The organism is Enterobacter sp. 5-4 (assembly GCF_000612205.1).
In the GTDB taxonomy this organism is placed as follows: domain Bacteria; phylum Pseudomonadota; class Gammaproteobacteria; order Enterobacterales; family Enterobacteriaceae; genus Enterobacter; species Enterobacter roggenkampii.
The window spans coordinates 37,353-62,712 of the sequence record NZ_JFHW01000026.1 but is presented as its reverse complement, the minus strand read 5'-3'; the positions used below and the strand labels follow the sequence as shown (position 1 = coordinate 62,712).

At 59.1% G+C, this 25,360-nt stretch carries 23 protein-coding genes; 8 read left to right on the top strand and 15 right to left on the bottom strand.

What is annotated here, in order from left to right; translation table 11 throughout:
* The first annotated feature begins 36 nt into the window (after nt 1-36).
* The gene (yvcK, locus tag AA74_RS0117050) at nt 37-945 is read left to right on the top strand and encodes a uridine diphosphate-N-acetylglucosamine-binding protein YvcK (RefSeq protein ID WP_008501139.1); all 909 of its coding nucleotides are present in this window, start codon (nt 37-39) and stop codon (nt 943-945) included.
* 89 nt (nt 946-1,034) lie between these two features.
* On the opposite strand, the gene uvrB is transcribed toward yvcK, so the two are convergent.
* The gene (gene uvrB, locus AA74_RS0117045; RefSeq protein WP_008501138.1) at nt 1,035-3,050 is read right to left on the bottom strand and encodes an excinuclease ABC subunit UvrB; all 2,016 of its coding nucleotides are present in this window, start codon (nt 3,048-3,050) and stop codon (nt 1,035-1,037) included.
* A gap of 751 nt (nt 3,051-3,801) precedes the next feature.
* Here uvrB and AA74_RS0117040 point away from each other — a divergent pair.
* Complete coding sequence (locus AA74_RS0117040) at nt 3,802-4,524, top strand: ABC transporter ATP-binding protein (protein WP_008501137.1); 723 nt, start codon at nt 3,802-3,804, stop codon at nt 4,522-4,524.
* Here the strand turns inward: AA74_RS0117040 and bioD are convergent.
* From bioD to bioB, 4 genes are read right to left on the bottom strand one after another with little or no spacing between them, the layout of a single operon-like run.
* Entirely contained in the window at nt 4,487-5,188 is a 702-nt protein-coding gene (gene bioD / locus AA74_RS0117035) for a dethiobiotin synthase (RefSeq protein ID WP_021240995.1), read from the bottom strand. The genes AA74_RS0117040 and bioD overlap by 38 nt on opposite strands.
* A complete protein-coding gene (bioC, locus tag AA74_RS0117030) occupies nt 5,181-5,936 on the bottom strand; it encodes a malonyl-ACP O-methyltransferase BioC (protein WP_025912861.1) in 756 nt (251 codons plus the stop codon). Before bioC ends, bioD begins: the two co-directional genes overlap by 8 nt.
* Nucleotides 5,920-7,077 (bottom strand): 8-amino-7-oxononanoate synthase, encoded by a 1,158-nt coding sequence (gene bioF / locus AA74_RS0117025; RefSeq protein WP_025912860.1) that lies wholly within the window; start codon nt 7,075-7,077, stop codon nt 5,920-5,922. Before bioF ends, bioC begins: the two co-directional genes overlap by 17 nt.
* Complete coding sequence (gene bioB, locus AA74_RS0117020) at nt 7,074-8,114, bottom strand: biotin synthase BioB (protein WP_008501133.1); 1,041 nt, start codon at nt 8,112-8,114, stop codon at nt 7,074-7,076. Before bioB ends, bioF begins: the two co-directional genes overlap by 4 nt.
* A gap of 68 nt (nt 8,115-8,182) precedes the next feature.
* On the opposite strand from bioB, the gene bioA reads away from it, so the two are divergent.
* Both bioA and AA74_RS0117010 read left to right on the top strand, forming a co-directional pair.
* On the top strand, nt 8,183-9,490 hold the full coding sequence (bioA, locus tag AA74_RS0117015; protein ID WP_032667605.1) for an adenosylmethionine--8-amino-7-oxononanoate transaminase: 1,308 nt from the start codon (nt 8,183-8,185) through the stop codon (nt 9,488-9,490).
* A 48-nt stretch (nt 9,491-9,538) separates the two neighbouring features.
* Nucleotides 9,539-10,015 carry a kinase inhibitor gene (locus AA74_RS0117010; protein ID WP_021240999.1) on the top strand — a complete coding sequence of 159 codons (477 nt, stop codon included), beginning with the start codon at nt 9,539-9,541 and terminating at the stop codon, nt 10,013-10,015.
* A gap of 85 nt (nt 10,016-10,100) precedes the next feature.
* On the opposite strand, the gene hutH is transcribed toward AA74_RS0117010, so the two are convergent.
* From hutH to hutI, 5 genes are all read right to left on the bottom strand, one after another.
* Nucleotides 10,101-11,621: a histidine ammonia-lyase gene (gene hutH / locus AA74_RS0117005; RefSeq protein ID WP_025912858.1), complete on the bottom strand. Its 1,521-nt coding sequence runs from the start codon at nt 11,619-11,621 to the stop codon at nt 10,101-10,103.
* Complete coding sequence (gene hutU / locus AA74_RS0117000; protein WP_021241001.1) at nt 11,618-13,306, bottom strand: urocanate hydratase; 1,689 nt, start codon at nt 13,304-13,306, stop codon at nt 11,618-11,620. Before hutU ends, hutH begins: the two co-directional genes overlap by 4 nt.
* Before the next feature lie 126 nt (nt 13,307-13,432).
* On the bottom strand, nt 13,433-14,167 hold the full coding sequence (locus AA74_RS0116995; protein ID WP_023343612.1) for a histidine utilization repressor: 735 nt from the start codon (nt 14,165-14,167) through the stop codon (nt 13,433-13,435).
* Between the two features lie 19 nt (nt 14,168-14,186).
* Entirely contained in the window at nt 14,187-15,125 is a 939-nt protein-coding gene (gene hutG, locus AA74_RS0116990) for a formimidoylglutamase (RefSeq protein WP_025912857.1), read from the bottom strand.
* On the bottom strand, nt 15,122-16,345 hold the full coding sequence (gene hutI / locus AA74_RS0116985) for an imidazolonepropionase (protein ID WP_025912856.1): 1,224 nt from the start codon (nt 16,343-16,345) through the stop codon (nt 15,122-15,124). The genes hutG and hutI overlap by 4 nt, the downstream gene beginning before the upstream one ends.
* Before the next feature lie 224 nt (nt 16,346-16,569).
* On the opposite strand from hutI, the gene AA74_RS0116980 reads away from it, so the two are divergent.
* Nucleotides 16,570-17,853, top strand: coding sequence for a putative acyl-CoA thioester hydrolase (locus AA74_RS0116980; RefSeq protein WP_008501124.1), 1,284 nt, complete (start codon nt 16,570-16,572; stop codon nt 17,851-17,853).
* Between the two features lie 123 nt (nt 17,854-17,976).
* On the opposite strand, the gene pgl is transcribed toward AA74_RS0116980, so the two are convergent.
* Nucleotides 17,977-18,972, bottom strand: a complete 996-nt coding sequence (pgl, locus tag AA74_RS0116975) for a 6-phosphogluconolactonase (RefSeq protein ID WP_023292974.1) — start codon at nt 18,970-18,972, stop codon at nt 17,977-17,979.
* Between the two features lie 140 nt (nt 18,973-19,112).
* Between pgl and AA74_RS0116970 the strand changes: the two genes are divergently transcribed.
* Nucleotides 19,113-19,931 (top strand): pyridoxal phosphatase, encoded by an 819-nt coding sequence (locus AA74_RS0116970; RefSeq protein ID WP_025912855.1) that lies wholly within the window; start codon nt 19,113-19,115, stop codon nt 19,929-19,931.
* Here the strand turns inward: AA74_RS0116970 and modC are convergent, their stop codons facing one another.
* The 4 genes from modC to AA74_RS0116950 form a co-directional block, all read right to left on the bottom strand.
* Nucleotides 19,932-20,990: a molybdenum ABC transporter ATP-binding protein ModC gene (modC, locus tag AA74_RS0116965; RefSeq protein WP_008501121.1), complete on the bottom strand. Its 1,059-nt coding sequence runs from the start codon at nt 20,988-20,990 to the stop codon at nt 19,932-19,934.
* A gap of 2 nt (nt 20,991-20,992) precedes the next feature.
* The gene (modB, locus tag AA74_RS0116960) at nt 20,993-21,682 is read right to left on the bottom strand and encodes a molybdate ABC transporter permease subunit (RefSeq protein WP_025912854.1); all 690 of its coding nucleotides are present in this window, start codon (nt 21,680-21,682) and stop codon (nt 20,993-20,995) included.
* Entirely contained in the window at nt 21,682-22,455 is a 774-nt protein-coding gene (gene modA, locus AA74_RS0116955; RefSeq protein ID WP_025912853.1) for a molybdate ABC transporter substrate-binding protein, read from the bottom strand. The genes modB and modA overlap by 1 nt, the downstream gene beginning before the upstream one ends.
* A gap of 179 nt (nt 22,456-22,634) precedes the next feature.
* Entirely contained in the window at nt 22,635-22,784 is a 150-nt protein-coding gene (locus tag AA74_RS0116950; protein WP_008501118.1) for an AcrZ family multidrug efflux pump-associated protein, read from the bottom strand.
* A 127-nt stretch (nt 22,785-22,911) separates the two neighbouring features.
* On the opposite strand from AA74_RS0116950, the gene modE reads away from it, so the two are divergent.
* A complete protein-coding gene (modE, locus tag AA74_RS0116945) occupies nt 22,912-23,700 on the top strand; it encodes a molybdenum-dependent transcriptional regulator (protein ID WP_025912852.1) in 789 nt (262 codons plus the stop codon).
* 67 nt (nt 23,701-23,767) lie between these two features.
* Complete coding sequence (gene modF / locus AA74_RS0116940) at nt 23,768-25,240, top strand: molybdate ABC transporter ATP-binding protein ModF (protein WP_025912851.1); 1,473 nt, start codon at nt 23,768-23,770, stop codon at nt 25,238-25,240.
* Nucleotides 25,241-25,360 lie beyond the last annotated feature (120 nt).

The following is a 25,360-nucleotide window of genomic DNA, read 5'->3' as shown; positions in this document are numbered from 1 at the left end:
TTACTGTTACGCGATCGAACGTGATAAGGAATACGTATGCGCAATCGCACTTTTGCGGATCTTGACCGAGTGGTCGCTCTTGGCGGAGGCCACGGCCTGGGCCGCGTCATGTCCTCTTTGTCGTCACTCGGCTCAAGGCTGACAGGGATAGTGACCACCACCGATAACGGCGGCTCAACCGGGCGAATCAGACGTGCCGAAGGCGGTATTGCCTGGGGCGATATGCGCAACTGCCTGAACCAGTTAATTACCGAGCCGAGCGTCGCATCGGCGATGTTTGAGTACCGTTTTGGCGGCAATGGCGAACTTTCCGGGCATAACCTCGGAAATCTGATGTTAAAGGCGCTGGATCACCTGAGCGTAAGGCCTCTTGAAGCCATCAATCTGATCCGTAACCTGCTCAAAGTGGACGCATTCCTGATCCCCATGTCTGAACAACCGGTTGACTTGATGGCCATCGACGCCGAAGGGCATGAAGTGTACGGCGAGGTGAACATTGACCAGCTTCTGCTGCCGCCCAAAGAGCTGATGACTTACCCGAGCGTGCCGGCGACGCGTGAAGCCGTAGAAGCAATTGGCGATGCGGATTTAATTCTGATCGGCCCGGGCAGCTTTTACACCAGCCTGATGCCGATCCTGCTGGTGAAAGAGCTGGCGCAGGCACTGCGCCGCACCCCGGCGCCGATGGTCTACATCGGCAATTTAGGGCGTGAGCTGAGTCCGGCCGCGGCGAGCCTGTCGCTGGCGGACAAGCTCGACCTGATGGAGCAGTACGTCGGTAAGAAAATTATCGACGGTGTCGTGGTTGGGCCAAAAGTGGATGTGACAGGGATTGGCGATCGCGTGGTGGTGCAGGAGCCGCTGGAAGCCAGCGATATTAAATATCGTCACGACCGCCACCTGCTGCGCGAGGCGCTGGAGAAAGCAATTCAGGCGTTGGGTTAACAAAAACCCCGGTGGCGCTGCGCTTACCGGGGTGACAAAAGACGCTAAACCTGTAGGCCCGGTAAGCGCAGCGTCACCGGGCAAAAAACTCACGATGCCGCGATAAACAGATCCCGCAGCTGATGAAGCTGGTCGCGGATCTGCGCCGCCTCTTCGAACTCCAGGTTCTGCGCGTGCTGCATCATCTGCCCTTCCAACTCGTGGATCTTCTGCTGCAGCGCTTTCGGCGTCAGCACGACGGTATCTTCTTCCACCACTGAACGCGCCTTGCCGCGGCCTTTCGCTTTGGTTTTGGCAATGTTCTGGCCCAGCGCCAGAATATCCACCACCTTCTTGTTCAGCCCCTGCGGGGTAATGCCGTGCTCTTCGTTGTAGCGCTGCTGTTTCTCGCGGCGGCGCTCCGTCTCACCGATCGCTTTCGCCATCGACGGGGTGATTTTGTCGCCGTACAGAATCGCTTTACCGTTGACGTTACGCGCGGCGCGGCCGATGGTCTGAATCAGCGAACGCTCGGAACGCAGGAAGCCCTCTTTATCCGCGTCCAGAATCGCCACCAGCGAGACTTCCGGCATATCCAGACCTTCCCGAAGCAGGTTAATCCCCACCAGCACGTCAAACTCGCCCAGACGCAGGTCGCGGATAATCTCCATGCGCTCCACGGTATCGATATCCGAGTGCAGATAACGCACCTTCTCGCCGTGCTCTTCGAGATACTCGGTCAGGTCTTCCGCCATACGCTTGGTGAGCGTGGTCACCAGCACGCGCTCGTTAATGGCGGAACGGGCGCGGATCTCAGAGAGCAGGTCGTCTACCTGCGTCGCCACCGGACGCACCTCGATAATCGGGTCCAGAAGCCCGGTCGGACGCACTACCTGGTCAACCACCTCATCGCCCGATTTTTCCAGCTCGTAGTTGCCCGGCGTGGCAGAGACGTAGATGGTTTGCGGCGCCAGCGCCTCAAACTCTTCAAACTTCATCGGACGGTTATCCAGCGCTGACGGCAGGCGGAATCCGTACTCCACCAGCGTTTCTTTACGCGCCCGGTCGCCGCGGTACATCCCGCCGATCTGCGGGATCGTGACGTGGGATTCGTCGATCACCAGCAAACCGTCTGCTGGCAGGTAATCAAACAGCGTCGGCGGCGGCTCGCCCGGCCCGCGCCCGGAGAGGAAGCGGGAGTAGTTTTCGATGCCGGAGCAGTAGCCCAGCTCGTTCATCATCTCCAGGTCGAACTGGGTACGCTGGCTGAGGCGCTGCTCTTCCAGCAGCTTATTGTTCGCCAGCAGCACTTTGCGGCGCTCGGCCAGCTCCACTTTGATCTCTTCCATCGCCTGCACGATACGCTCGCGCGGCGTCACGTAGTGCGTTTTCGGGTAGATGGTGAAGCGCTGGATCACTGACTCAACGTGTCCGGTCAGCGGGTCGAAGAGCGACAGGCGTTCGACCTCCTCGTCAAACAGCTCAACGCGCAGCGCCATATCGTCCGATTCCGCCGGGAAGATGTCGATCACTTCGCCGCGCACGCGGAACGTACCACGCTGGAAGGCCTGGTCGTTGCGGGTGTACTGCAGCTCCGCCAGGCGGCGCAAAATCGCGCGCTGGTCGATAATCATCCCCTGCGTCAGGTGCAGCATCATCTTGAGATAGAGATCCGGATCGCCCAGGCCGTAAATCGCCGAAACAGAGGCCACCACAACCACATCGCGACGCTCCAGCAGCGCCTTAGTGGCCGACAGTCGCATCTGCTCAATGTGTTCGTTCACCGACGCATCTTTCTCGATGAAGGTATCAGAGCTCGGCACATAGGCTTCTGGCTGGTAGTAATCGTAGTAGGAGACGAAATACTCAACGGCGTTTTCCGGGAAGAACTCTTTCATCTCGCCGTAAAGCTGCGCCGCCAGGGTTTTGTTGGGCGCCAGCACCATCGTAGGGCGCTGGAGATCCGCAATCACGTTGGCAATGGTAAAGGTTTTACCCGAGCCGGTAACCCCGAGCAGCGTCTGGTGCGCCAGCCCATCCTCCAGCCCCTCTTCCAGACGACGGATCGCTTCAGGCTGATCGCCAGACGGACGGAAAGCAGAATTCAATTTGAACGGTTTACTCATGGGCGACAACCTGATGACGTTATAAGCGGCAGGTGAATAATTTTACTCCTTGTTGCCAGGAATGCCAGTAAAAAACACTGGATGAAAAACCAGTAGCATGTCAGGATATTTAGCATAGCGCCTGAATGATTAGCGCGATAGCGGCCAAAATTTGGACAGTGGCAACATAAAACACCAGTCAGGTCAGGTTATCCCCAGAACTTTTTCTTTTTTAACATTTGTCAAGCCAGGTAATGATAGTTTTATGGCAACGGGTGACACTTTCATGACGGGAATTGATTTTATCTAACCAATTAAAAAATAAACGATATTTTCTAAAGCCGCGTTTCGCGTCAATTTGGGCGTAAGCCGCGTCTTCTCTCGCTTATCGCGTGTTTTCTAACTCTAATACACATGGTTATCCACAGGAATAGTGGATAACTGCTTCCAGCCCATACAGACTGGCGCTCTGCAAATTCCCGGATTTTCCCACGAGGCGGCAGCAAAAAATTTTTATAGCTCTTTTTTGCTGATTAACAGTCGCGTCATTCATAACCAACTGACGAGATCTTGCTCACATTTCCATCATTTCTGGCTCTGCACCACAACTCAACACCGTCGGCACCGTCGATGTGCAATCCCCCTTTTTATCCCCCGCGCTTCTGTGACTTATTCCTAAAAAAGACGCTTTTTTAATCACTTTCCGCTTTATGGCAGGGGTTTTGCAGTTTAACAACGAGCCACACCTACACACATTTTTAAGGAGAGAAAGATGTTGAGCCTGCGTGCAGTGAATCAGTTTTACGGAAGTCAACATACGCTATGGAATGTGGATTTAGATTTTCCGCAAGGGATGTGTACAGGCGTCGTTGGCCTGCCGGGGATGGGGAAAACCACCCTCATGAACTGCATCGCCGGGAAAGTGCCTGTCGAAAGCGGCAGCATCATCTGGTATGAGGCGGGCGCGCCGCCGCGCGATTTGCTCAACCCGCCGCCAGAACAGCGTTCCGGGCCGGGAATAGGCTATGTCTCGCAGGACAGGCGGATCTTCTCCCAGCTCACGATTGAGGAGAACCTGCATATCGCCATGCGGGCGACGGGGAAACCGAACCCGGAGGCGAAAAATGACGTTTACGACCTGTTCCCGGCGCTCTATGCCTTGCGACGAACCCGCGCCAACACGCTCTCTCCGGACGACCAGTATCAGCTGGCGCTGGCTAATGCGCTGGTGAACCGCCCTCACCTGCTGATCCTGGATGAACCGCTGCACGGCGCGGGGCACAGCGTTGCCCAGAAGCTGGTGCAGCTGCTGGGGCGCTTAAACCGGGAGTTAGGGATGACGGTGCTGTTAGCGGAGCAGCAGCTGTCGTTTATCCGCCGGGTGGCGGACCGTTTCTGTCTGCTCTATCGCGGGCGTAACGTGGCGCAGGGCCACGTTAACGAACTGGATGACGAGCTTATCGCTCACTGGATGTCGCGGGAAGCAAAACGCTGAGATCGAGATAACGTCCGATTTCGGCATTTTCCGCGCCGTCAGCCAGCCAGGGAATTTCCCCGAGGCACGGCGCGGGAAGGACGCGCCTGAGCGTCGCCAGATACGCCTGATGGCGTTTACCCGGCGCAACCACGTCGTTGGCTATCCAGCCCGCAAGACGCAGCCCGGCCTGCTGGACGGCCTGTGCGGTCAACATGGCGTGATTGATGCAGCCCAGCTTGACGCCGACGACAAGAATGACCGGAAGCTGCTCGGCCTGCACCCAGTCAGCAAACGTCTGCGTGTCTGAAAGCGGCGTAAACCAGCCACCGGCCCCTTCCACCAGCACCCAGTCGGCCTGATTTTCCAGCGTCCGCAGTCCGGCAGACAGCACGGCAAAATCAATCGGACGACCTTCGTCAGCGCTGACAATGTGCGGCGAGGTCGGTTCGGCAAAGGTGTACGGATTCACTGCAGAATAGGCGAGTTCACGCGTGCTGTTACGCTGGAGCGCCAGCGCGTCGGTGTTGCGTAACCCTTCCGCCGTCATCTCGCTGCCGGACGCCACGGGCTTATACCCGGCGGTGTTTTTCCCGAGCAGCCGTGCCGCCTGCAGCAATGCCGTGCTGGCAACCGTTTTGCCCACTTCTGTGTCCGTGCCGGTGACAAAATAACGTTCAGTCACGTTCGATAACCCCATGAAAAAGTTGATAGGAGAGCGGGAAATGCCCCCGCTGCTGCGGCCAGGCCAGCTCAAGGCGCTGCAGTTGACCCCGGGTAAGCGGTTTTTTCTCGCGTCCGGTATGCAGGTGCGTGGCGCCGATACCCTTCAGCGAACGCATGGCGCTGAACGCATCGCTAAAATTGAGCGTGATGGTCTGCACCGTGCTGCGATAGCGCCAGCCTGCCAGCGCCTGCGTCACCTGCTCATACGATAAAAACCGGTTAGCGTGCGGCTGTTCATCCACCGCTTTCCAGGCCTGATTCAGCTCCGGCAGCGAACTTTCCAGCAGGGTGGTAAAGGCCACCTTCCCGCCCGGCCGCGCCACGCGATAAAGCTCGCGCAGGGCCTGCGGCAGGCTGCTGCACCACTGAACCGCCAGATGGCTCCAGACCAGATCGAACTGCGCGTCCGCCAGCGGGATCGCCTCGATATCGGCCAGCAGATAACGATCTGCCGCCTGCCGCTGGCGTGCCTCTTCCAGCATCCGGGCTGAGAGATCGATAGCCGTCACCTGGCTTCCCGCCCCGCGCCAGTAGCGGCTGTTGCTGCCGGGACCACAGCCGGCGTCCAGCACCTGTGGAAAACCGTTCTCGCCAAGGGCGGCCAGAAGCCCCTGCGCGCTCAGACGCTGCAGCTCATCATGCTGCGAATAGCTCTGCGCGGCGCGGCCAAATGCGGCAGCGATGGCCTGCTTATTCACCGGCATCATGGAGCGCCTCCAGCAACGTCTCAATATCCTGTGCTTCATGCGCCGCCGTCAGGGTTAAGCGCAGCCGCGCCGTGCCCGGTGGGACGGTGGGCGGGCGGATGGCCGTGACCCACATGCCCCGCTGGCGCAGCGCCTGTGCCAGTGCCAGCGCGCGGCCGTTTTCACCGACAATCACCGGCTGAATAGCGCTCTGCGAATCGGGACTGTGGAAAGGCAGCGCCGCGAGTCCCTGACGGAAGCGGGAGATATGCTCTGCCAGCCGCTGGCGACGCTCCTCCCCTTCTGCGCTGCGGATGACAGCCAGCGACGCCGACAGCGCTACGGCCTGCGCCGGAGGCATGCTGGTGCTGTAAATCAGGTGGCGGGCAAACTGCAGCAGATAGTCGGCGACGGATTCGCTGCACAGCACGGCGGCGCCGCTGACGCCAAAGCCTTTGCCGAAGGTGACAATCAGCAGTTCCGGCTTCACGTTTTGCTGGTATGCGCTCCCGCGCCCTTCGTCGCCCATCACGCCAGTGCCGTGGGCATCGTCCACCAGCAGCCAGGCGTTTTGCCGCTTTGCGGCCTCGTGCAGCGCGGCAAGCGGCGCGCTGTCGCCGTCCATGCTGAACACCCCTTCCGTGACCGCCAGCTGTTGTCCGTCGCAGGGTTTATCCAGCAGCGCAGCAAGCTGCCCCGCATCGTTATGGGCAAAACGCCGCAGCTGCGCCGGGCTTAAATTTGCCGCCTCCAGCAGGGAGGCGTGGCTTAAGCGATCGGCGACAATGCGATCGTCCTTGCCCATCAGGGCCGTGATGACCGCCTGGTTGGCGGCAAACCCAGAGATAAACAGCAGCGCGCGCGGGTAGCCCAGCCAGTCGGCAAGCGCCTCTTCCAGCGCCTGATGCGCCGTGGTGTATCCGCTGACGTGTCCCGATCCGCCGCTGCCCACGCCAAACCGCTCCGCGCCCTGCTGCCAGGCGCGGATAATGGCCGGATGCTGGCTCAGCCCGAGATAGTCGTTGCTGGAGAAATTGCAGAACTGCTGGCCTTCACGGGTAAGAAAACGGCCCGCGCCGTTTTCCACCACCCTGCGAACGCGAATTGCCTCTGCCGCCCGACGGTCGTCGAGCGCAGAGTTGATACGTGCCTGCCAGGTCATACGGCTGCCGCGTTGTAGAACTGGTCGGTGTCGGCGTTAAAAATCTGCTGCTCCAGCTGCTGCTGTTGCTCGTTATCGCCCGTCAGCACCTCGGTCTGGTGCGGGTTCAGCCCCAGCTTGCGGAACAGCTGAACGTCTTTGTCCTCTTCCGGGTTCGGCGTGGTCAGCAGCTTGCAGCCGTAGAAGATGGAGTTGGCCCCGGCCATAAAGCACATCGCCTGAGTCTGCTCGTTCATCTGCTCGCGGCCCGCAGAGAGGCGAACGTAAGACGTTGGCATCATGATGCGCGCCACCGCGATGGTGCGGATAAAATCAAACGCATCCACGTCCTCGTTATCCGCCAGCGGCGTGCCCTTGACCTTCACCAGCATGTTGATCGGCACGCTTTCCGGCGGGGTCGGCAGGTTCGCCAGCTGCAGCAGCAGGCCCGCGCGGTCTTTCACCGTCTCGCCTAAGCCCACGATGCCGCCGGAGCAGACCTTGATCCCCGCGTCACGCACTTTATCCAGCGTATCCAGACGCTCCTGGTAGGTACGCGTGGTGATGATGTTGCCGTAAAATTCCGGCGAGGTGTCGAGGTTGTGGTTGTAGTAGTCCAGCCCCGCCGCCGAGAGGCGCTGCGCCTGCTCCTCGTTGAGCGTGCCGAGGGTCATGCAGGCTTCGAGGCCCATCTCCTTCACGCCCTTCACCATCTGCTCCAGGTACGGCATGTCGCGATCGTGCGGGTTCTTCCACGCCGCGCCCATGCAGAAGCGGGTTGAACCGGCGTTTTTGGCCTTGCGCGCGGAGTCGAGGACCTGCTCGACCTCCATCAGGCGCTCTGACTCCAGGCCGGTTTTGTAGCGCGCGCTCTGCGGGCAGTATTTGCAGTCTTCGGGGCACGCGCCGGTCTTGATCGACAGCAGCGTGCTGACCTGAACATGGCGGGGATCGAAGTGCTGACGATGCACCTGTTGGGCTTCGAACATCAGCTCAAGGAAAGGTTTGTTGAATAATTCAGTAACTTGCGACATCGTCCAGCGTGCGTGGTGAGCCATCGGGCTTCTCCAAAGGGTTTTGTTAATTTTCGGTTCGGTTTATACTCGTAAACCTAAAACTTTTCAAAATGGTTTACAAGTCGATTATGACCCAGGACGATCTCGCCTTCGACAAGCAGCATATCTGGCACCCTTACACCTCCACCACCCGCCCCCTTCCCGTCTATCCGGTGGCCTCGGCCCACGGCTGCGAGCTACATCTCGCCAGCGGCGAACAGCTCGTTGACGGGATGTCCTCCTGGTGGGCGGCCATTCACGGGTATAACCACCCGCGCCTGAACGCGGCGATGAAGACGCAGATTGACCAGATGTCGCACGTGATGTTTGGCGGGATCACCCATCAGCCTGCGGTGGATTTATGCCGTCGCCTGGTGGCGATGACGCCTGACTCGCTGGAGTGCGTCTTCCTGGCGGATTCCGGCTCCGTGGCGGTGGAAGTGGCGATGAAAATGGCGCTGCAGTACTGGCACGCTAAAGGCGAAGCGCGCCAGCGTTTCCTCACCTTCCGCAACGGCTATCACGGGGATACCTTCGGAGCGATGTCGGTGTGCGATCCGGACAACTCCATGCACAGCCTGTGGAAGGGGTATCTGCCGGAAAACCTGTTCGCCCCTGCGCCGCAGAGCCGCTTCGACGGCGAGTGGAACGAGATGGACATGGTCGGCTTCGCCCGACTGATGGCGGCGCATCGTCACGATATTGCTGCCGTCATTCTTGAACCGATCGTGCAGGGCGCGGGCGGAATGCGGATGTACCACCCGGAATGGCTGAAGCGTATTCGCAGGATGTGCGACCGCGAGGGCATTCTGCTGATTGCCGATGAGATCGCCACCGGCTTTGGCCGCACCGGCAAGCTGTTTGCCTGCGAACATGCGGGTATCGCCCCGGATATTCTATGCCTCGGTAAAGCGCTGACCGGCGGCACCATGACGCTCTCCGCCACGCTCACGACCCGCCAGGTGGCCGACACCATCAGCGACGGTGAAGCCGGCTGCTTTATGCACGGCCCGACGTTTATGGGTAACCCGCTGGCCTGCGCCGTGGCGAGTGAAAGCCTTGCGATTCTGGAGAGCGGCGAGTGGCAGACGCAGGTTGCGGCGATAGAAGCGCAGCTGAAAGCGGAATTGAGCGCCGCCTCGGGCGCGAATTTCGTGGCGGACGTGCGCGTGCTGGGCGCCATCGGGGTGATTGAAACCACCCATCCGGTGAATATGGCGGCGCTGCAGCGCTTCTTCGTGGACCAGGGCGTGTGGGTCCGGCCTTTCGGCAAGCTTATCTATCTGATGCCGCCGTACAGCATCACGCCAGAGCAGCTTCGAAAACTAACCGACGCGGTTGTAACAGCCGTTAACATTCCCGCGCATTTCACGATTTAACCCAATGCATTACACTTGCTGAACGAGCGATCAACGAGGGTAAACCGTATGAAAATCATCAGTAAAGATCTGCGCGACGGTGAAAAGCTGCCGGAACGGCACGTTTTCAACGGCATGGGGTATCAGGGCGATAACATCTCCCCGCACCTGGCGTGGGACGAGGTTCCGGCAGGCACCAAAAGCTTTGTCGTGACCTGCTATGACCCGGATGCGCCAACCGGTTCCGGATGGTGGCACTGGATCGTGGCGAACCTGCCTGCCGACACGCGCGTGCTGCCGCAGGGTTCCGGTTCAGACCTGGTTGCCCTGCCTGAAGGTGCCATTCAGACGCGTACTGACTTCGGTAAAGCGGGCTACGGCGGCGCGGCGCCGCCAAAAGGGGAAACTCACCGCTATATCTTCACGGTGCACGCGCTGGACGTGGAGAGAATTGAGGTCGATGAAGGCGCGAGCGGCGCGATGGTCGGGTTTAACGTGCATTTCCATTCCCTGGGGAGCGCGTCGATAACGGCGATGTATTCGTAAAAAAAGCCGGGTGGCGGCTACGCCTTACCCGGCCTGGATTTCGTACTCGTAGGCCCGGTAAGCGCAGCGCCACCGGGCAAAAAAATCACAGCACCGAAGGTAGCAGCCCCGCCAGCCGCCCTTCTTCCAGAAGCTGCATCGCCTTATCAATATCCGGGGCAAAGAAGCGGTCATCATCGTAATGCGTGACGTGCTCGCGCAGCACCTGGCGCGCCTGCTCCAGCAGCGGGCTGGATTTAAGCCCTTCACGCAGATCGATACCCTGACTTGCCGCCAGCCATTCCACCGCCAGCACGCCGCGGGTGTTGGAGGCCATCTCCCACAGACGACGCCCGGCAGCCGGTGCCATCGAAACGTGATCTTCCTGGTTTGCAGACGTTGGCAGGCTGTCCACGCTGTGCGGGTGCGACAGCGCCTTGTTCTCACTTGCCAGCGCGGCTGCGGTCACCTGGGCAATCATAAAGCCCGAGTTGACCCCGCCGTTACGCACCAGGAACGGTGGCAGCTGGGACATATGTTTATCCATCATCAGCGCGATGCGGCGCTCGGACAACGCGCCGACTTCGGCAATCGCCAGCGCGATATTATCCGCCGCCATTGCCACCGGCTCGGCGTGGAAATTACCGCCGGAGACCACCTCGTTTTCCTGGGCGAACACCAGCGGGTTATCGGACACCGCGTTGGCCTCCACCAGCAGCACCTCCGCCGCCTGGCGCAGCTGCGTCAGGCACGCGCCCATCACCTGCGGCTGGCAGCGCAGGGAATACGGATCCTGCACCTTCTCACAGTTGTGGTGTGACTCCGCGATCTCGCTGGTGTCGGTAAGCACGTGACGGTACATCGCGGCGGCATCAATCTGTCCCCGCTGACCGCGCACCTCGTGGATGCGGGCATCGAACGGGCGACGCGAGCCCAGCACCGCTTCGGTGGTCAGCGCACCGCACACCACCGCCGAGGCAAACAGATCTTCCGCTTCAAACAGGCCGCGCAGCGCGAAGGCGGTCGATGCCTGGGTACCGTTCAGCAACGCCAGCCCCTCTTTCGCCGCCAGCGTGATCGGCGTTAAGCCGGCTTTTTTCAGCGCCTCTTTCGCAGGAAGCCACTCGCCCTGCCAGCGCGCTTTGCCTTCGCCCAGCAGCAGCAGCGACATGTGCGCCAGCGGCGCGAGATCGCCGGAGGCACCGACGGAGCCCTTCGCCGGGATCCACGGATAGACCTCCGCATTAACCAGCGCCATCAGCGCCTGAATCACGCTCAGGCGAATACCGGAGAAACCGCGCGCCAGGCTGTTGATTTTGAGCACCATCATCAGACGGACAATCTCATCGTCAAGCGGCTGACCGACGCCCGCCGCGTGCGACAGCACCAGCGAACGCTGCAGATTTTCCAGATCGTGCGTCGCGATGCGGGTCTGCGCCAGCAGCCCAAAGCCGGTATTAATCCCGTAAGCCGTGCGCCCTTCGGCAACGATGGCTTCAACGCAGGCCACGCTGTCGTTAATGGCGGCGTGGGCGCTTTCATCAAGCGACAGGGTGACCGGCTGACGCCAGACGTTACGCAGCTGCTTGAGCGTCAGTGAGCCGGGAGTGAGTGTTAACGCGTTCATTCATGCTTTCCTTGTGTGGCAGGGATCATCGGCAGGTTAAGTCCCTGCTCTTTGGCACAGTCAATGGCAATCTCGTAACCCGCATCCGCGTGACGCATCACGCCAGTGGCCGGGTCGTTGTGGAGCACGCGAGCGATACGCGCGGCGGCTTCATCGGTACCGTCGCAGACGATGACCATCCCGGAATGCTGGGAGAAGCCCATTCCCACGCCGCCGCCGTGGTGCAGCGACACCCAGGTCGCGCCGCTGGCGGTGTTGAGCAGGGCGTTCAGCAATGGCCAGTCGGAGACCGCGTCCGAGCCGTCGCGCATGGCTTCGGTTTCGCGGTTCGGGCTGGCGACGGAGCCGGAGTCCAGGTGGTCGCGGCCGATGACGATCGGCGCGGAAACTTCACCGCTGCGCACCATTTCGTTAAAGGCGAGGCCCAGTTTTTGACGCCACTCCAGCCCTACCCAGCAGATACGCGCCGGCAGGCCCTGGAAGTTAATGCGCTCGCGGGCCATGTCCAGCCAGTGGTGCAGGTGTTCGTCATCGGCGACGATCTCCTTCACTTTGGCGTCGGTCTTGTAGATGTCCTCCGGGTCGCCGGACAGGGCAACCCAGCGGAACGGTCCGATGCCGCGGCAGAACAGCGGGCGGATATAGGCCGGGACGAAGCCCGGGAAGTCGAAGGCGTTACTCACGCCCATCTCTTTCGCCATCTGGCGGATGTTGTTGCCGTAGTCAAAGGTCGGAATGCCCATCTGGCTGAAGGCCAGCATCGCGGAGACGTGTTCCGCCATGGCGCGTTTCGCGGCAAGCACCGTGCCTTCCGGATCGGTTTCCGCTTTTTGCTGATAGTCTTCCCACGACCAGCCTTTTGGCAGGTAGCCGTGCAGCGGGTCATGGGCGCTGGTCTGGTCGGTGACCAGATCCGGGCGCACGCCGCGGGCAACGAGTTCAGGAAGAATGTCCGCCGCGTTGCCGCACAGGGCAATCGACACCGCTTTGCCTTCGGACGTGTATTTTTTGATGCGCGCCAGCGCGTCATCGAGATTCTCGGCCTGTTCGTCGACGTAACGGGTGCGCAGTCGGAAATCAATGCGGCTCTGCTGGCACTCAATGTTCAGCGAGCACGCGCCGGCCAGCGTGGCGGCCAGTGGCTGCGCGCCGCCCATCCCGCCCAGACCGGCGGTCAATACCCAGCGGCCTTTCAGCGAGCCGTTGTAGTGCTGGCGACCGGCCTCCACGAAGGTTTCGTAGGTGCCCTGCACGATCCCCTGGCTGCCGATGTAGATCCAGCTCCCGGCGGTCATCTGGCCGTACATCGCCAGCCCTTTCGCGTCGAGTTCGTTGAAGTGTTCCCAGGTGGCCCAGTGCGGCACGAGGTTAGAGTTGGCGATCAGCACGCGCGGGGCGTTTTTGTGGGTTTTAAACACGCCAACCGGCTTGCCGGACTGCACCAGCAGGGTTTCGTCGTTTTCGAGTTCGGTCAGTGCCTTAACAATGGCGTCATAGCATTCCCAGTTGCGCGCGGCGCGGCCAATGCCGCCGTAGACCACCAGCTCGTGGGGGTTTTCCGCCACCTCAGGATCAAGGTTGTTCATCAACATGCGCAGCGGGGCTTCGGTGAGCCAGCTTTTGGCGGTAAGGGTGGTGCCGCGCGCGGCGCGGACGTCCTGCTGGCGGTATTTACCTGACGACATTGTGTGCTCCTATACGGGACAGATGATGCATTTAGATATACTTGTATAGACAAGCACACACAAGGTCAGATTTAACAAAAAAGATACAATTTTGTTATATTGCGTTAGCGATCACGCTTATAAAACTTATGACATAAAGTGGCCCTGCAGCCGGTAACGGTTCCCCGGGAAAAGCAGCCGGGCATGTGACACGATGTGCGATGAGGACCAGGTTCGACGGCGGATCAGCAGGCACGGGTCGTGCTCTTTAATGCGCAGCCGTTCGCACTCCTGCGGCGTGGCGCGCACGGCTTCCACAATGTGCTCCCCTTCCGTCAGCGGTGCGACGAGCGAGAGATAGGCATGCGGCGTGGTCTGGGTGTAATCCTGGTTCAGATAGTCCGGTATCCGTTCAGCGTTCACGCAGCGATCCTCAATCTGCACCGGAATGTCGTTTTCGAAATGGACCATCACGGAGTGGAAGATGCGGCTGCCCTCTTTGACGTTCAGCTCTACCGCCTGCTCGGCGCTGGCCTGGGTCTCTTCGAGCACCAGCACCTCACAGCGGTGCTGATGATTACGCGCGGCAATCTCGTCCGCAATGCTGCGGATTTCAAACAGGGCGGACTGCCCTTTCGGCTCCGCCACAAACGTCCCGACGCCCTGCAGGCGCACCAGAAGCCCTTCGTCGGTCAGCTCGCGCAGCGCCCGGTTGATGGTCATCCGGCTAAAGCCAAACTGCGCCACCAGTTCGGCCTCCGAGGGAATGCGGTCGTGCGGCCGCCAGACGCCGGTGGCGATTTTTTCGCTGATCGCCTGCTTCACCTTTTCGTAGAAAGGCGCGGGAGGGCTCGACGGCGGCAGGGGTGAGCGTGAAAACATCGTGACTCCTTGAATAGTGTTATGCCCACCAGTGAGCAATTTGCCAGGCCAGACGGGCGGCAAGCTTTGCGCCCTGCCCGTCCCGATCGAACTGCGGGTTAAACTCTACCAGATCGGCGGCCTGTAGCTTACCGCTACGGCAGATTTGTTCGATAACGGGGAGGAGATCCAGTGCCGGTATGCCTAACGCAGCCGGAGCGGAAACGGCGGGCATTTCGCTGGCGGGCAGGACGTCCAGATCGATTGTCAGGTAGACGCGATCGGCCTGGGCCAGCACCTTTTCCAGCGCGGATAGCGCATCGCGCCTGAAATGGAGATCCTCCACCAGCGTGACGTTCAGGCGTTCAGCCTCATCCCACAGCGCCTGCGTGTTCGCCGCCCGGCTCACGCCAAAACAGGCGTACTGAAATGCCCGCCCGCGCTCAGCGCAGTAGTGCGCCAGCTGGCGAAACGGCGTGCCGGACGTCGCCCGGTCGGCCTTGCGCAGATCGAGATGGGCATCCAGGTTGATAATCACAACCCGCTCGTTCGGAAAGGCGTCCAGCACGCCGCGACCGTGCGCCCACGCGGTTTCGTGTCCGCCGCCAAAGACCAGCGTGCGCATCCCGGACCGCTGGCATGACGTCACGGCATCGCTTAACGCCTGCTGTGCCGCTTCCAGCTCGTCACCTTCAACGTAAACCGACCCCATATCCGCCAGCCGCTCGTGTCCCAGATGGCTTGCCATATTTGCCAGCGCCTTACGCAGCACATCAGGCGCCTGCACGGCGCCGGGCCTGCCCTGATTACGTTTTACCCCTGCATCACATTCAAAGCCTATCATCGCAATGCCGGATGCCAGCGGCGTGAACGCCCCCTGCTGCCGTATCGTCTGGAAAATGCGCGTTGCGTTGCTGGCCTCGGCGCTGTCGTCGCGCCCCTGCCAGACCGTTTCGGCGACGGGCCGCCATAACCTCATACTGCCTCCCCACGGAATATACGTTGATACAGCGGATTGCGTCCCGGCTCGTAGACCATCTCTACCGGATCGTGAGCATCCCAGACGATGAAATCGGCGACAAACCCGGCCCGCAGCTGTCCGTGGGTTTCCCCGCGGCCCAGCGCCTGCGCGGCATGGCGCGTGACGCCAGCCCAGGCTTCCTCGGGCGTCAGGCCAAACTGGACGCAGGCCATGTTCATCGCCAGGTGCAGGCTGGCAAACGGGCTGGTACCGGGGTTATAGTCGGTGGCGACCGCCATTGGCACGCCGTGTTTTCTGAGCTGTTCCACCGGTGGACGCTGACGCTCCTGCAGAAAATAGAACGCGCCCGGCAACAGGACCGCCACCGTGCCGCTTTGCGCCATCGCCTGAACGCCTGCGTCGTCGAGATATTCGATATGATCGGCTGAGCGTCCTTTATACCGGCTGACCAGCGCCGCACCGCCCTGATTCGACAGCTGCTCGACGTGCCCTTTCACCGGAATACCGAGCGCGGTCGCCGCCTTGAAGAGGCGCTCGGTTTGCGACGGGGTAAAGCCGACGTTTTCACAGAACACGTCGACAGCTTCAAACAACTCTTTTTGCCACAGCGTGGGCAATATCTGATCGCAGACCAGCGTGAGGTAGGCATCCGGATCCTGTCGGTATTCCGGCGGAACGGCGTGGGCCGCCAGCAGCGTTGGGCTGATATCGATCGGATTATTGAGGCTCAGCTGGCGTGCGACCTGCAGCATTTTCTCTTCGGCCTCGGCGTTGAGGCCGTATCCCGATTTGATTTCAATCGTGGTCACGCCTTCATTTATCAGACGCTGAAGCCGCTGCTGTGCCAGCTTAAGCAGGGTTTCGGGTGAACTGCTGCGCGTCGCCGTCACGGTCGCGTTAATCCCGCCCCCCTGGGCGCTGATGGTTTGATAAGAGACACCGTTCAGACGCTGCTCCCACTCCGCCGCGCGATCGCCGCCAAACACCAGGTGGGTATGGCAGTCAATCAGGCCCGGGGTGACCAGACGACCCTGAAGATCGACACAGTGAGTGTGTCCGGCCGGAATGTCAGATTCAGGGATTACGGCAAGGATAGTTTGACCCCGTATAACCAGGGCGTGTTGATCTTTCAGTCCATAGGGCGCACGGACGTCCGGCGCCATCGTAGCCAGTCGCGCATTTCGCCATATCACATCGTCAGGATGAATCTGCTGCATGGGCTTTCCACTTGTCATGGGTTGTATAGACATTTATTTTCATCTGTTGTCTGCTGTCAACCGACTTTGCGGAAAATGTTATTTATTTGTGATCACTTACCCGCCGCTCCAGGGCTAAAAATGCAACTTTTACCCTTTTTATCTTCCCGTTTCGCTCAACTTAGTATAAAAAAGCAGGCTATTTCGTCTATCCCGTAAAGACTTGCATACCCAGGAGCTTCACCTTGAACATTTCCAGGATTTCCCGTCTGGCGTTAGCGCTCGCCTTTGGCGTGACCTTATCCGCATGCAGTTCAACCCCACCGGATCAGCGCCCTTCTGAGCAGGTCGCGCCCGGTACCGCCTCCCGCCCGATTTTGTCCGCTGATGAAGCGAAGAACTTCGACCGTGCGCACTACTTCTCGTCGATGGATCCTAACGCTGCGCCGTGGACCCCGTCTTCGATTAACCTGCCGAAACAGCCTGACTTCGTGGTTGGCCCGGCAGGTGCGCAGGGCGTAACGCATACCTCTATTCAGGCTGCGGTAGATGCTGCCATCACGAAACACAGCGCGTCTCGCCAGTACATCGCGATCCTGCCAGGCGAATATGAAGGCACCGTGTATGTTCCGGCGGCACCAGGCAGCATTACGCTTTACGGTCTGGGCGAAAAAGCAATCGACGTAAAAATTGGCCTGGCGATTGATTCTGAAATCGACAGCAACACCTGGCGTCACCTGGTGAACCCGGCCGGTAAATATATGCCGGGCAAACCGGCGTGGTACATGTTTGATAACTGCCAGAGCAAGCGTTCCGCCACGGTTGGCGTGATGTGCTCTGCGGTGTTCTGGTCCCAGAATAACGGTCTGCAGCTGCAGAACCTGACCATTCAGAATACCCTGGGCGACAGCGTTGACGCCGGTAACCACCAGGCCGTCGCGCTGCGCAGCGATGGCGATAAGGTGCAGATTAACAACGTCAACATTCTGGGTCGTCAGAACACCTTCTTCGTGACCAACAGCGGCGTGCAGAACACCCTGCAGAATAACCGTCTGACCCGTACGCTGGTGACCAACAGCTACGTTGAAGGTGACGTGGATCTGGTCTCCGGCCGCGGCGCGGTGGTATTTGATAACACCGATTTCCGCGTGGTGAACTCACGTACCCAGCAGGAAGGTTACGTGTTTGCTCCGGCAACCCCGTCGAACCTCTTCTTCGGCTTCCTGGCCGTGAACAGCCGCTTTAACGCTGCCGGTGACGGCGTGGCGCAGCTGGGACGCTCCCTGGACGTGGACGCGGCGACCAACGGTCAGGTTGTGATCCGCGACAGCGTGATCAACGAAGGCTTCAACATGGCGAAGCCGTGGGCGGATGCGGCGATCTCTAAACGTCCGTTCTCCGGCAATACCGGTGCGGTGGACGATAAAGGGAACGTGCAGCGCAACCTGAACGACGCTAACTTCAACCGCATGTGGGAGTACAACAACCGCGGTCTGGGTAGCAAAGTGGTTGCTGAGCCGAAGCAGTAAGCTGTCCTTTTGCCGGGTGGCGGCTTTGCCTTACCCGGCCTACAGGTTATGTAAGCCCGGTAAACGCACTGCCACCGGGCATAAAAAAACCTCGCATTCGCGAGGTTTTTTGTTTTAAGCCGCTTAGTGAGCGTTAACCACCACCCACATCGGCCCCTGGCCTACGGCGTAGCGCCCTTTCTCTTCCAGCAGCCCCTGCTCGCCTTTAATTTCATACAGCGCGATGTGGTGGGATTTCTGCCCCGCCGCAATCAGGTATTTGCCGCTGTGATCGATATTAAAGCCGCGCGGCTGGGTTTCCGTCGGCTGGAAGCCTTCAATCGCCAGCACGCTGCCGTCTTCGGAAACGCTAAACACGGTGATCAGGCTGGAGGTGCGGTCACAGGCGTACAGATGACGGCCATTTGGCGTAATGTGAATATCCGCCGCCCAGCGGGTGTCGGAGAAATCAGACGGCATCATATCCAGCGTCTGCACGCACTCAATCTGACCGTTTGGATCTTTCAGCTCCCATACGTCCACGGAGCTGTTCAGTTCGTTGACTACGTAGGCGTACTGCTGGTTCGGATGGAAGACCATATGACGCGGGCCTGCACCTTCGACCGTCGTGACTTCAGCTGGATTCTGCGCCACCAGGTGACCATCGTCGCTCAGGGTGAACAGGCAGATACGATCCTGCTTCAGGGCAGGCACCCACAGCGTGCGGTTATCCGGAGAGATATTCGCCGAGTGGCAGCCTTCCAGCCCTTCCACCACATCCACGGTTTCGACCGGAATGCCATCTTCCAGACGCGTTACGCTGACGCAGCCCGCATTATACGAGCCGCTGAAGACAAAGTTGCCTTTACGATCGGTTGAGATATGGGTTGGACTGCCCGGCAGCGGCGCTTCGGCAGTGTACGTCAGCGCGCCGTCGTCCGGAGAGATGCGATAGGCCAGCACGCGAAACTCCGGGCGCACACCCACGTACAAGAAACGTTTATCCGGGCTGATGACCATCGGCTGTACCTGGCCTGGCACATCAACAACCTGAACCAGCGTGAGTGTCCCTTCGGTATTTAAGCGCCAGACGTGGATCTGCTGGCTTTCAGGACTGGCGGTATAAACGGTTTGTTTCATGAATATTCACTCCTCACTGCGCATGAAAGTAATTAACTTTTGACGGTGAATGCTGAATTGTCGACAGGAATTTTGAAGCATTCGCCTCTCGGTGTACCATCCCATCAAAACGTAAATTCAATATTAACCCGGGAAAACAGATGACCTCGCGTGTGATTGCTCTGGATTTAGACGGTACCTTACTGACGCCGCAAAAAACCCTTCTCCCCTCTTCCCTTGAAGCGCTTAAACGCGCGCAGGAAGCGGGATATCAACTCCTTATCGTAACGGGTCGACATCACGTAGCCATTCACCCTTTTTATCAGGCACTGGCGTTAGATACACCTGCAATTTGTTGTAATGGCACTTATTTGTATGATTATCATGCAAAAAAGGTTTTAGCCTCCGACCCGCTGCCGGTTCCTCAGGCGCTGCAACTGATTGATCTGCTGGATGAGCACGCCATTCACGGCCTGATGTATGTGGATAACGCAATGGTCTACGAGCGCCCTACCGGCCACGTGGTGCGCACCAGCAACTGGGCGTTGTCCCTGCCTGAAGCGCAGCGTCCGGTCTTTACCCAGGTATCCTCCCTGCGTCAGGCAGCCCAGGACGTTGAGGCTATCTGGAAATTCGCCCTGACGGATGAAGACACGACCAAACTGAATACCTTCGCGAAGCACGTCGAGGAAACGCTGGGGCTGGAGTGCGAGTGGTCCTGGCACGATCAGGTGGATATTGCCCGCAAAGGCAACAGCAAAGGCAAGCGTCTGACGCAGTATGTGGAATCACAGGGCTGGTCAATGCAGGACGCGATCGCCTTCGGCGACAACTACAACGACATCAGCATGCTGGAAGCCGTCGGTACGGGCGTGGCGATGGGCAATGCCGACGACGCGGTAAAAGCGCGCGCTAACGTGGTGATTGGCGACAACACCACCGACAGCATCGCGCAGTATATTTATACCCACCTGCTGTAATCAGGCGGTGATCGAGACGCTCTTAATTTGCGCGTAAAGCCACAGGCCGGGTTTGATCCCTAACTCATCCCTGGCCCAAGGGCTGATGCGCGCCCAGAGCGTCCGGCTTCCCACCTCGAGCTTCACTTCCACCTGGCCGTTATCATCAAAACACTCCGCGACTTTGGCGCGCAGAATATTTCGAATACTGGTTTGCAGCGGCGGCTGCAGCACCAGCGAGACGTCAGATGCCTGAATACGAATACGCAGCGCGGACTGCAACGGCTTGTCGATCTTATTGACCCACAGGTGCTGATCGCCCAGCGCCAGCGCCGTCATCGCGTAGTGCGGATGGTGTTCCAGGACGCTCACCTTCAGAATGCTGCTCTGCTGTTCCCGGGGTAACCAGGGGTGCATGACGCTGCTGCCCCAGACCTCTTCCAGGTTGCCGAAGGCCTTCACGCTGCCCTCTTCCAGCACCAGCACTTTGTCGGCCAGATGAAGGATCTCATCCAGCGAATGGCTGACGTAGAGCATTGGAATATTAATTTCTCGCGTCAGGCGCTGCAGGTAGGGCAGGAGCTCACGTTTGCGCGGAATATCCAGCGAGGCCAGCGGTTCGTCGAGCAGCAGCAGTTCGGGTGCGGTCAGCAACGCGCGGCCAATGGCCACGCGCTGTTTTTCTCCGCCGGAAAGCGACGAGGGCAGTCTGTCGAGCAGTGGCTCAATGCCTAAAAGCGTCACCAGCTTATCAAACTGTCCGGCCATGCTTTTCGCCATGCCGTAACGCAGGTTGCCGCGCACGCTGTAGTGCGGGAATAGGCGCGCGTCCTGGAAAACATAGCCAATGCGGCGTTTATCCGGCGTGAGATACACCTTGTTTTCCACGTCGTTTAAGACGCGGTTATTCAATACAATCCGTCCTGACTGCGGGCGCGTCAGGCCGCTGATGGCATTTATCAGCGACGTTTTTCCCGCCCCCGAGACGCCGAAGATGGCGGTGATACCGCTTGCAGGCAGCGTCTCGTTAAGCGTCAGGGTATGGTTTCCCAGCGTCTGGGTGAAATTCAGTTCCAGCATGCTTATTTCCCCATCCGCTCACGGCTCAGCCGCGCCAGCCATTCCGACACCAGCAGCGATACCAGGGCTAGTACGATTGAGATGATACACAGCCGCGCCGCGGCGCCTTCTCCGCCCGGCGTTTGAATCAGGGTATACATGGCCGACGGAATCGTTCGCGTCTCGCCGGGAATGTTCGAGACAAAGGTGATGGTCGCGCCAAACTCGCCCAGCGAGCGGGCGAACGCCAGTACCGTCCCGACAATAATGCCGGGTAACGTCAGGGGAAGCGTGATGGTGAAAAAGACGCGCCAGCGCCCGGCACCGAGCGTACGGGCCGCCTGTTCGAACTTCATGTCCACGCCTTCCAGCGCGAGGCGGATCGCCCTCACCATCAGCGGGAATGACATTACCGCCGCCGCCAGTACCGCACCGCGCCAGCTAAACGCAAAGGTCAGTCCAAACCAGTCGTAAAGTTTTTCGCCAATAAAACCGCGTCGCCCCATGGAAATTAACAGCAGATAACCGACCACCACGGGCGGCAACACGAGCGGAAGATGAAGCACGCTGTCGAGCAGCGCTTTGCCGGGAAACCGACAGCGAACCAGTAGCCAGGCAAAGAAGATCCCAAAGGGCAAACTCAGCGCAACCGCCAGGGAAGAGACTTTAAGGCTCAGCAGAACAGCCTGCCATTCAGGATCGGTCAATATCATCAGTGAGTCGTAAATCCGTAACGTTTAAAGATCGCGGACGCCTCCGGCCCCTTCAGATAATCGCGGAAGGCCGTCACGGTCGCATTTTTTTGTCCATCAACAATCGCAACAGGATATTCCACTTTCTTGTGGGAGTCTTCCGGGAACGTTGCCACCACTTTCACACCCTTACTGGCAACGGCATCAGAGCCATACACAATGCCCAGCGGGGCTTCGTTGCGTTCCACCAGCGCCAGCGCGCCGCGGACATCTTCCGCCGGGGCCAGCTTCGGTGACAATGTCTCCCATGCGCCCAATTTTTGCAGCGCTTCTTTGGCGTAGATCCCGGCCGGAACGTGCTCCGGATCGCCCACCGCCAGACGCCCGCCGTTCAGCAGGCTTATCCAGTGGGTCTCTTTGTTGATGGTGAAGTCAGCCTGGGCGCTGGCTTTTGGCGCCACGACAACCAGGCTATTCCCCAGCAGCGTTTCGCGGGTTGCCGCATCAATCGCTTTTTTCTCCGCCGCGTAATCCATCCACTTCTGGTCAGCCGAGATGAACAGATCCGCCGGCGCGCCCGCTTCTATCTGGCGAGCGAGCGTCGAGGAAGAGGCAAACGAGGAGACCACCTCGACGTTTTTCTCTTTTTTATACGCCGCCGCGATATCCTGCAGCGCGTTAGTCAGCGACGCCGCCGCAAAGACCGTGATTTTACCGTCGTCCGCCAGCGCGTGTCCGGTAAGGGAAAGCGTCAACGTTGCCCCTGCAAAAAGGCGTACCCATGAACGTGCCATCTGTAACTCCTGTGAGTATCGTTATATACACATTAATATAACGGTAACGTCAGGGAGATCCCAGCTTTTAATCGTACCGCTGAAGAGGTAAACCGGCGTAGTGCGTTAAAGAGTATCGGCGAAAATGGGAAAATCTTGAGAGCAAAACGCCCGGACAAGCCGGGCGTTTTGGGGGGGAATCAATGCTGCTTTTTAGCCTGGTCTCTGTGACCAATGTTCGAAAAGACGTTGAACACTTCACCCAGGCCGTAGATGGCACCGAGGATGATGGCCATCACTACTGGTACCATGATCACGGCGAATACCAGACTTTTCAACAACTCTAACATGGTTTTCTCCAGATATTGTGAACAGCTTATTCTACCCTTTCAACTGAGAAAAACATCCCCTTTTGTGCGGTACCCTTTGCGCCCTGCACCATTTGGGTCACAATACCCTTTTTGCCAGGACACTGTTATGCAGGCCGAAATTCTTCTCACACTCCGACTTCAGCAAAAGCTTTTCGCCGATCCGCGACGTATCGCCCTGCTTAAACAAATAGAACAAACGGGCTCGATTAGCCAGGGGGCGAAAAACGCGGGCATCAGCTACAAAAGTGCCTGGGACGCCATCAACGACATGAACACCCTGAGCGAACAGCCGCTGGTGGACAGAGCCACGGGCGGCAAAGGCGGCGGCGGTGCAATCGTGACGCGTTATGGCCAGCGTCTTATTCAGCTTTACGATCTGCTGGCCCAGATTCAGCAAAAAGCGTTCGATGCGTTAAGCGATGACGATAACGTTCCGCTGGACAGTCTGCTGGCCGCCATTTCCCGCTTCTCGCTACAAACCAGCGCCCGCAACCAGTGGTTTGGTACGGTGACGGCGCGCGACAATCTGCAGATACAGCAGCATATTGAGATCCTGCTTGCCGATGGCACCACCCGTCTGAAGGCCGCCATAACGGCGCAAAGCGCGGAACGTCTTGAACTGGATGAAGGGAAAGAGGTGCTGGTGCTCCTGAAGGCGCCGTGGGTCAGTATTACACGCGATCCCGACGCGGCAAAGACAGCAGATAACCAGCTGCAGGGCACCATCAGCCATATCGAACGCGGCCAGACGCAGTGCGAAGTGCTGATGACCCTGGCAGATGGGCAGCCGCTTTGCGCGACCGTACCGCTCAGCGAGTCGGACAACGTAGAAGAAGGTGCTGCCGTCACCGCGTATTTCAACGCGGACCGGGTGATTATCGCCACTTTGTGCTGAGCACATTGACAATCGTACCGACAGTGCGTATCCCTGATATCTGGTGCTGCAAAAACAGGGATAAACCATGTCATCATTGCATATTTCGCAAGGCACGTTTCGTCTTAGCGATACCCGAACGCTGACAATTGCTGATTTGACGCTACGCGCGGGTGAAAGCTGGGCGTTTGTCGGCACAAACGGCAGCGGTAAATCCGCGCTGGCCCGCGCGCTGGCCGGAGAGCTCAACCTCCTCAAGGGCGAATATCAGAGCGACTTTACGCGCCTGACGCGCCTGTCGTTTGAACAACTGCAAAAGCTGGTCAGCGACGAGTGGCAGCGCAACAACACCGATTTGCTCAGCCCTGGCGAAGACGATACCGGCCGTACGACGGCGGAAATTATTCAGGATGAAGTGAAGGATCCCGCCCGCTGCCAGCGCCTGGCAGAACAGTTCGGTATCACCCCTCTGCTGAACCGGCGCTTTAAATACCTTTCGACCGGCGAGACGCGAAAAACGCTGCTTTGTCAGGCGCTGATGAGCGAACCTGAACTGCTTATTCTGGACGAACCGTTCGACGGTCTTGACGTGCAGTCCCGGGCGCAGCTGGCGTCTCTGCTGGCGTCGCTTAATCAGCAGGGATATACCCTCGTGCTGGTGCTTAACCGTTTTGATGAAATTCCGGACTTTATTCAGCACGCGGGCGTCCTGGCCGACTGTAACCTGACCGAGACCGGCGAAAAAAACGCGCTGCTTAAGCAGGCGCTGATTGCCCAGCTCGCGCACAGCGAACAGCTCGACGGTATTACCCTTCCGGAACCCGACGCCCCGTCGGCGCGCCACGCGCTTGATCCCCACCAGCCGCGCATCGTGCTGCGCGATGGGGTGGTCGCTTATGACGATCGCCCGATCCTTAATCACCTCAGCTGGACGGTCAATCCAGGCGAGCACTGGCAGATTGTCGGCCCCAACGGCGCGGGAAAATCCACGCTGCTGAGCCTGATCACCGGCGATCATCCGCAGGGCTACAGCAACGACCTCACGCTGTTCGGTCGGCGTCGCGGCAGCGGCGAAACCATCTGGGATATCAAAAAACATATCGGCTACGTCAGCAGCAGCCTGCATCTGGATTACCGGGTCAGTACCACGGTACGCAACGTGATCCTCTCCGGGTATTTTGACTCCATCGGCATTTATCAGGCGGTATCGGACAAACAGCACAAGCTGGCCCAACAGTGGCTGGACATTCTGGGCATGGACAACCGGGTTGCTGACGCGCCGTTTCATAGTCTTTCGTGGGGGCAGCAGCGTCTGGCGCTGATCGTTCGCGCGCTGGTGAAACACCCCACGCTGCTGATCCTCGACGAACCGCTGCAGGGACTCGACCCGTTGAACCGCCAGCTTATCCGCCGCTTTGTGGACGTGCTGATTAGCGAAGGTGAAACGCAGCTGCTGTTCGTTTCACATCATGCCGAAGATGCCCCCTCCTGCATCACCCACCGCCTGGAGTTTGTTCCGGACGGTGAGCACTATTACTATCGGCAAAGCAAAATCGATTAACCCCCGGAGGGCACCGCCCTCCGTTTTTCAGATAACCTGCACTAATACATTGCTATCCCGTTGATCTACAATGCCTCACGGTAGCTGAAAATCGGATTTTAAAAACAGTGTAAACGATTC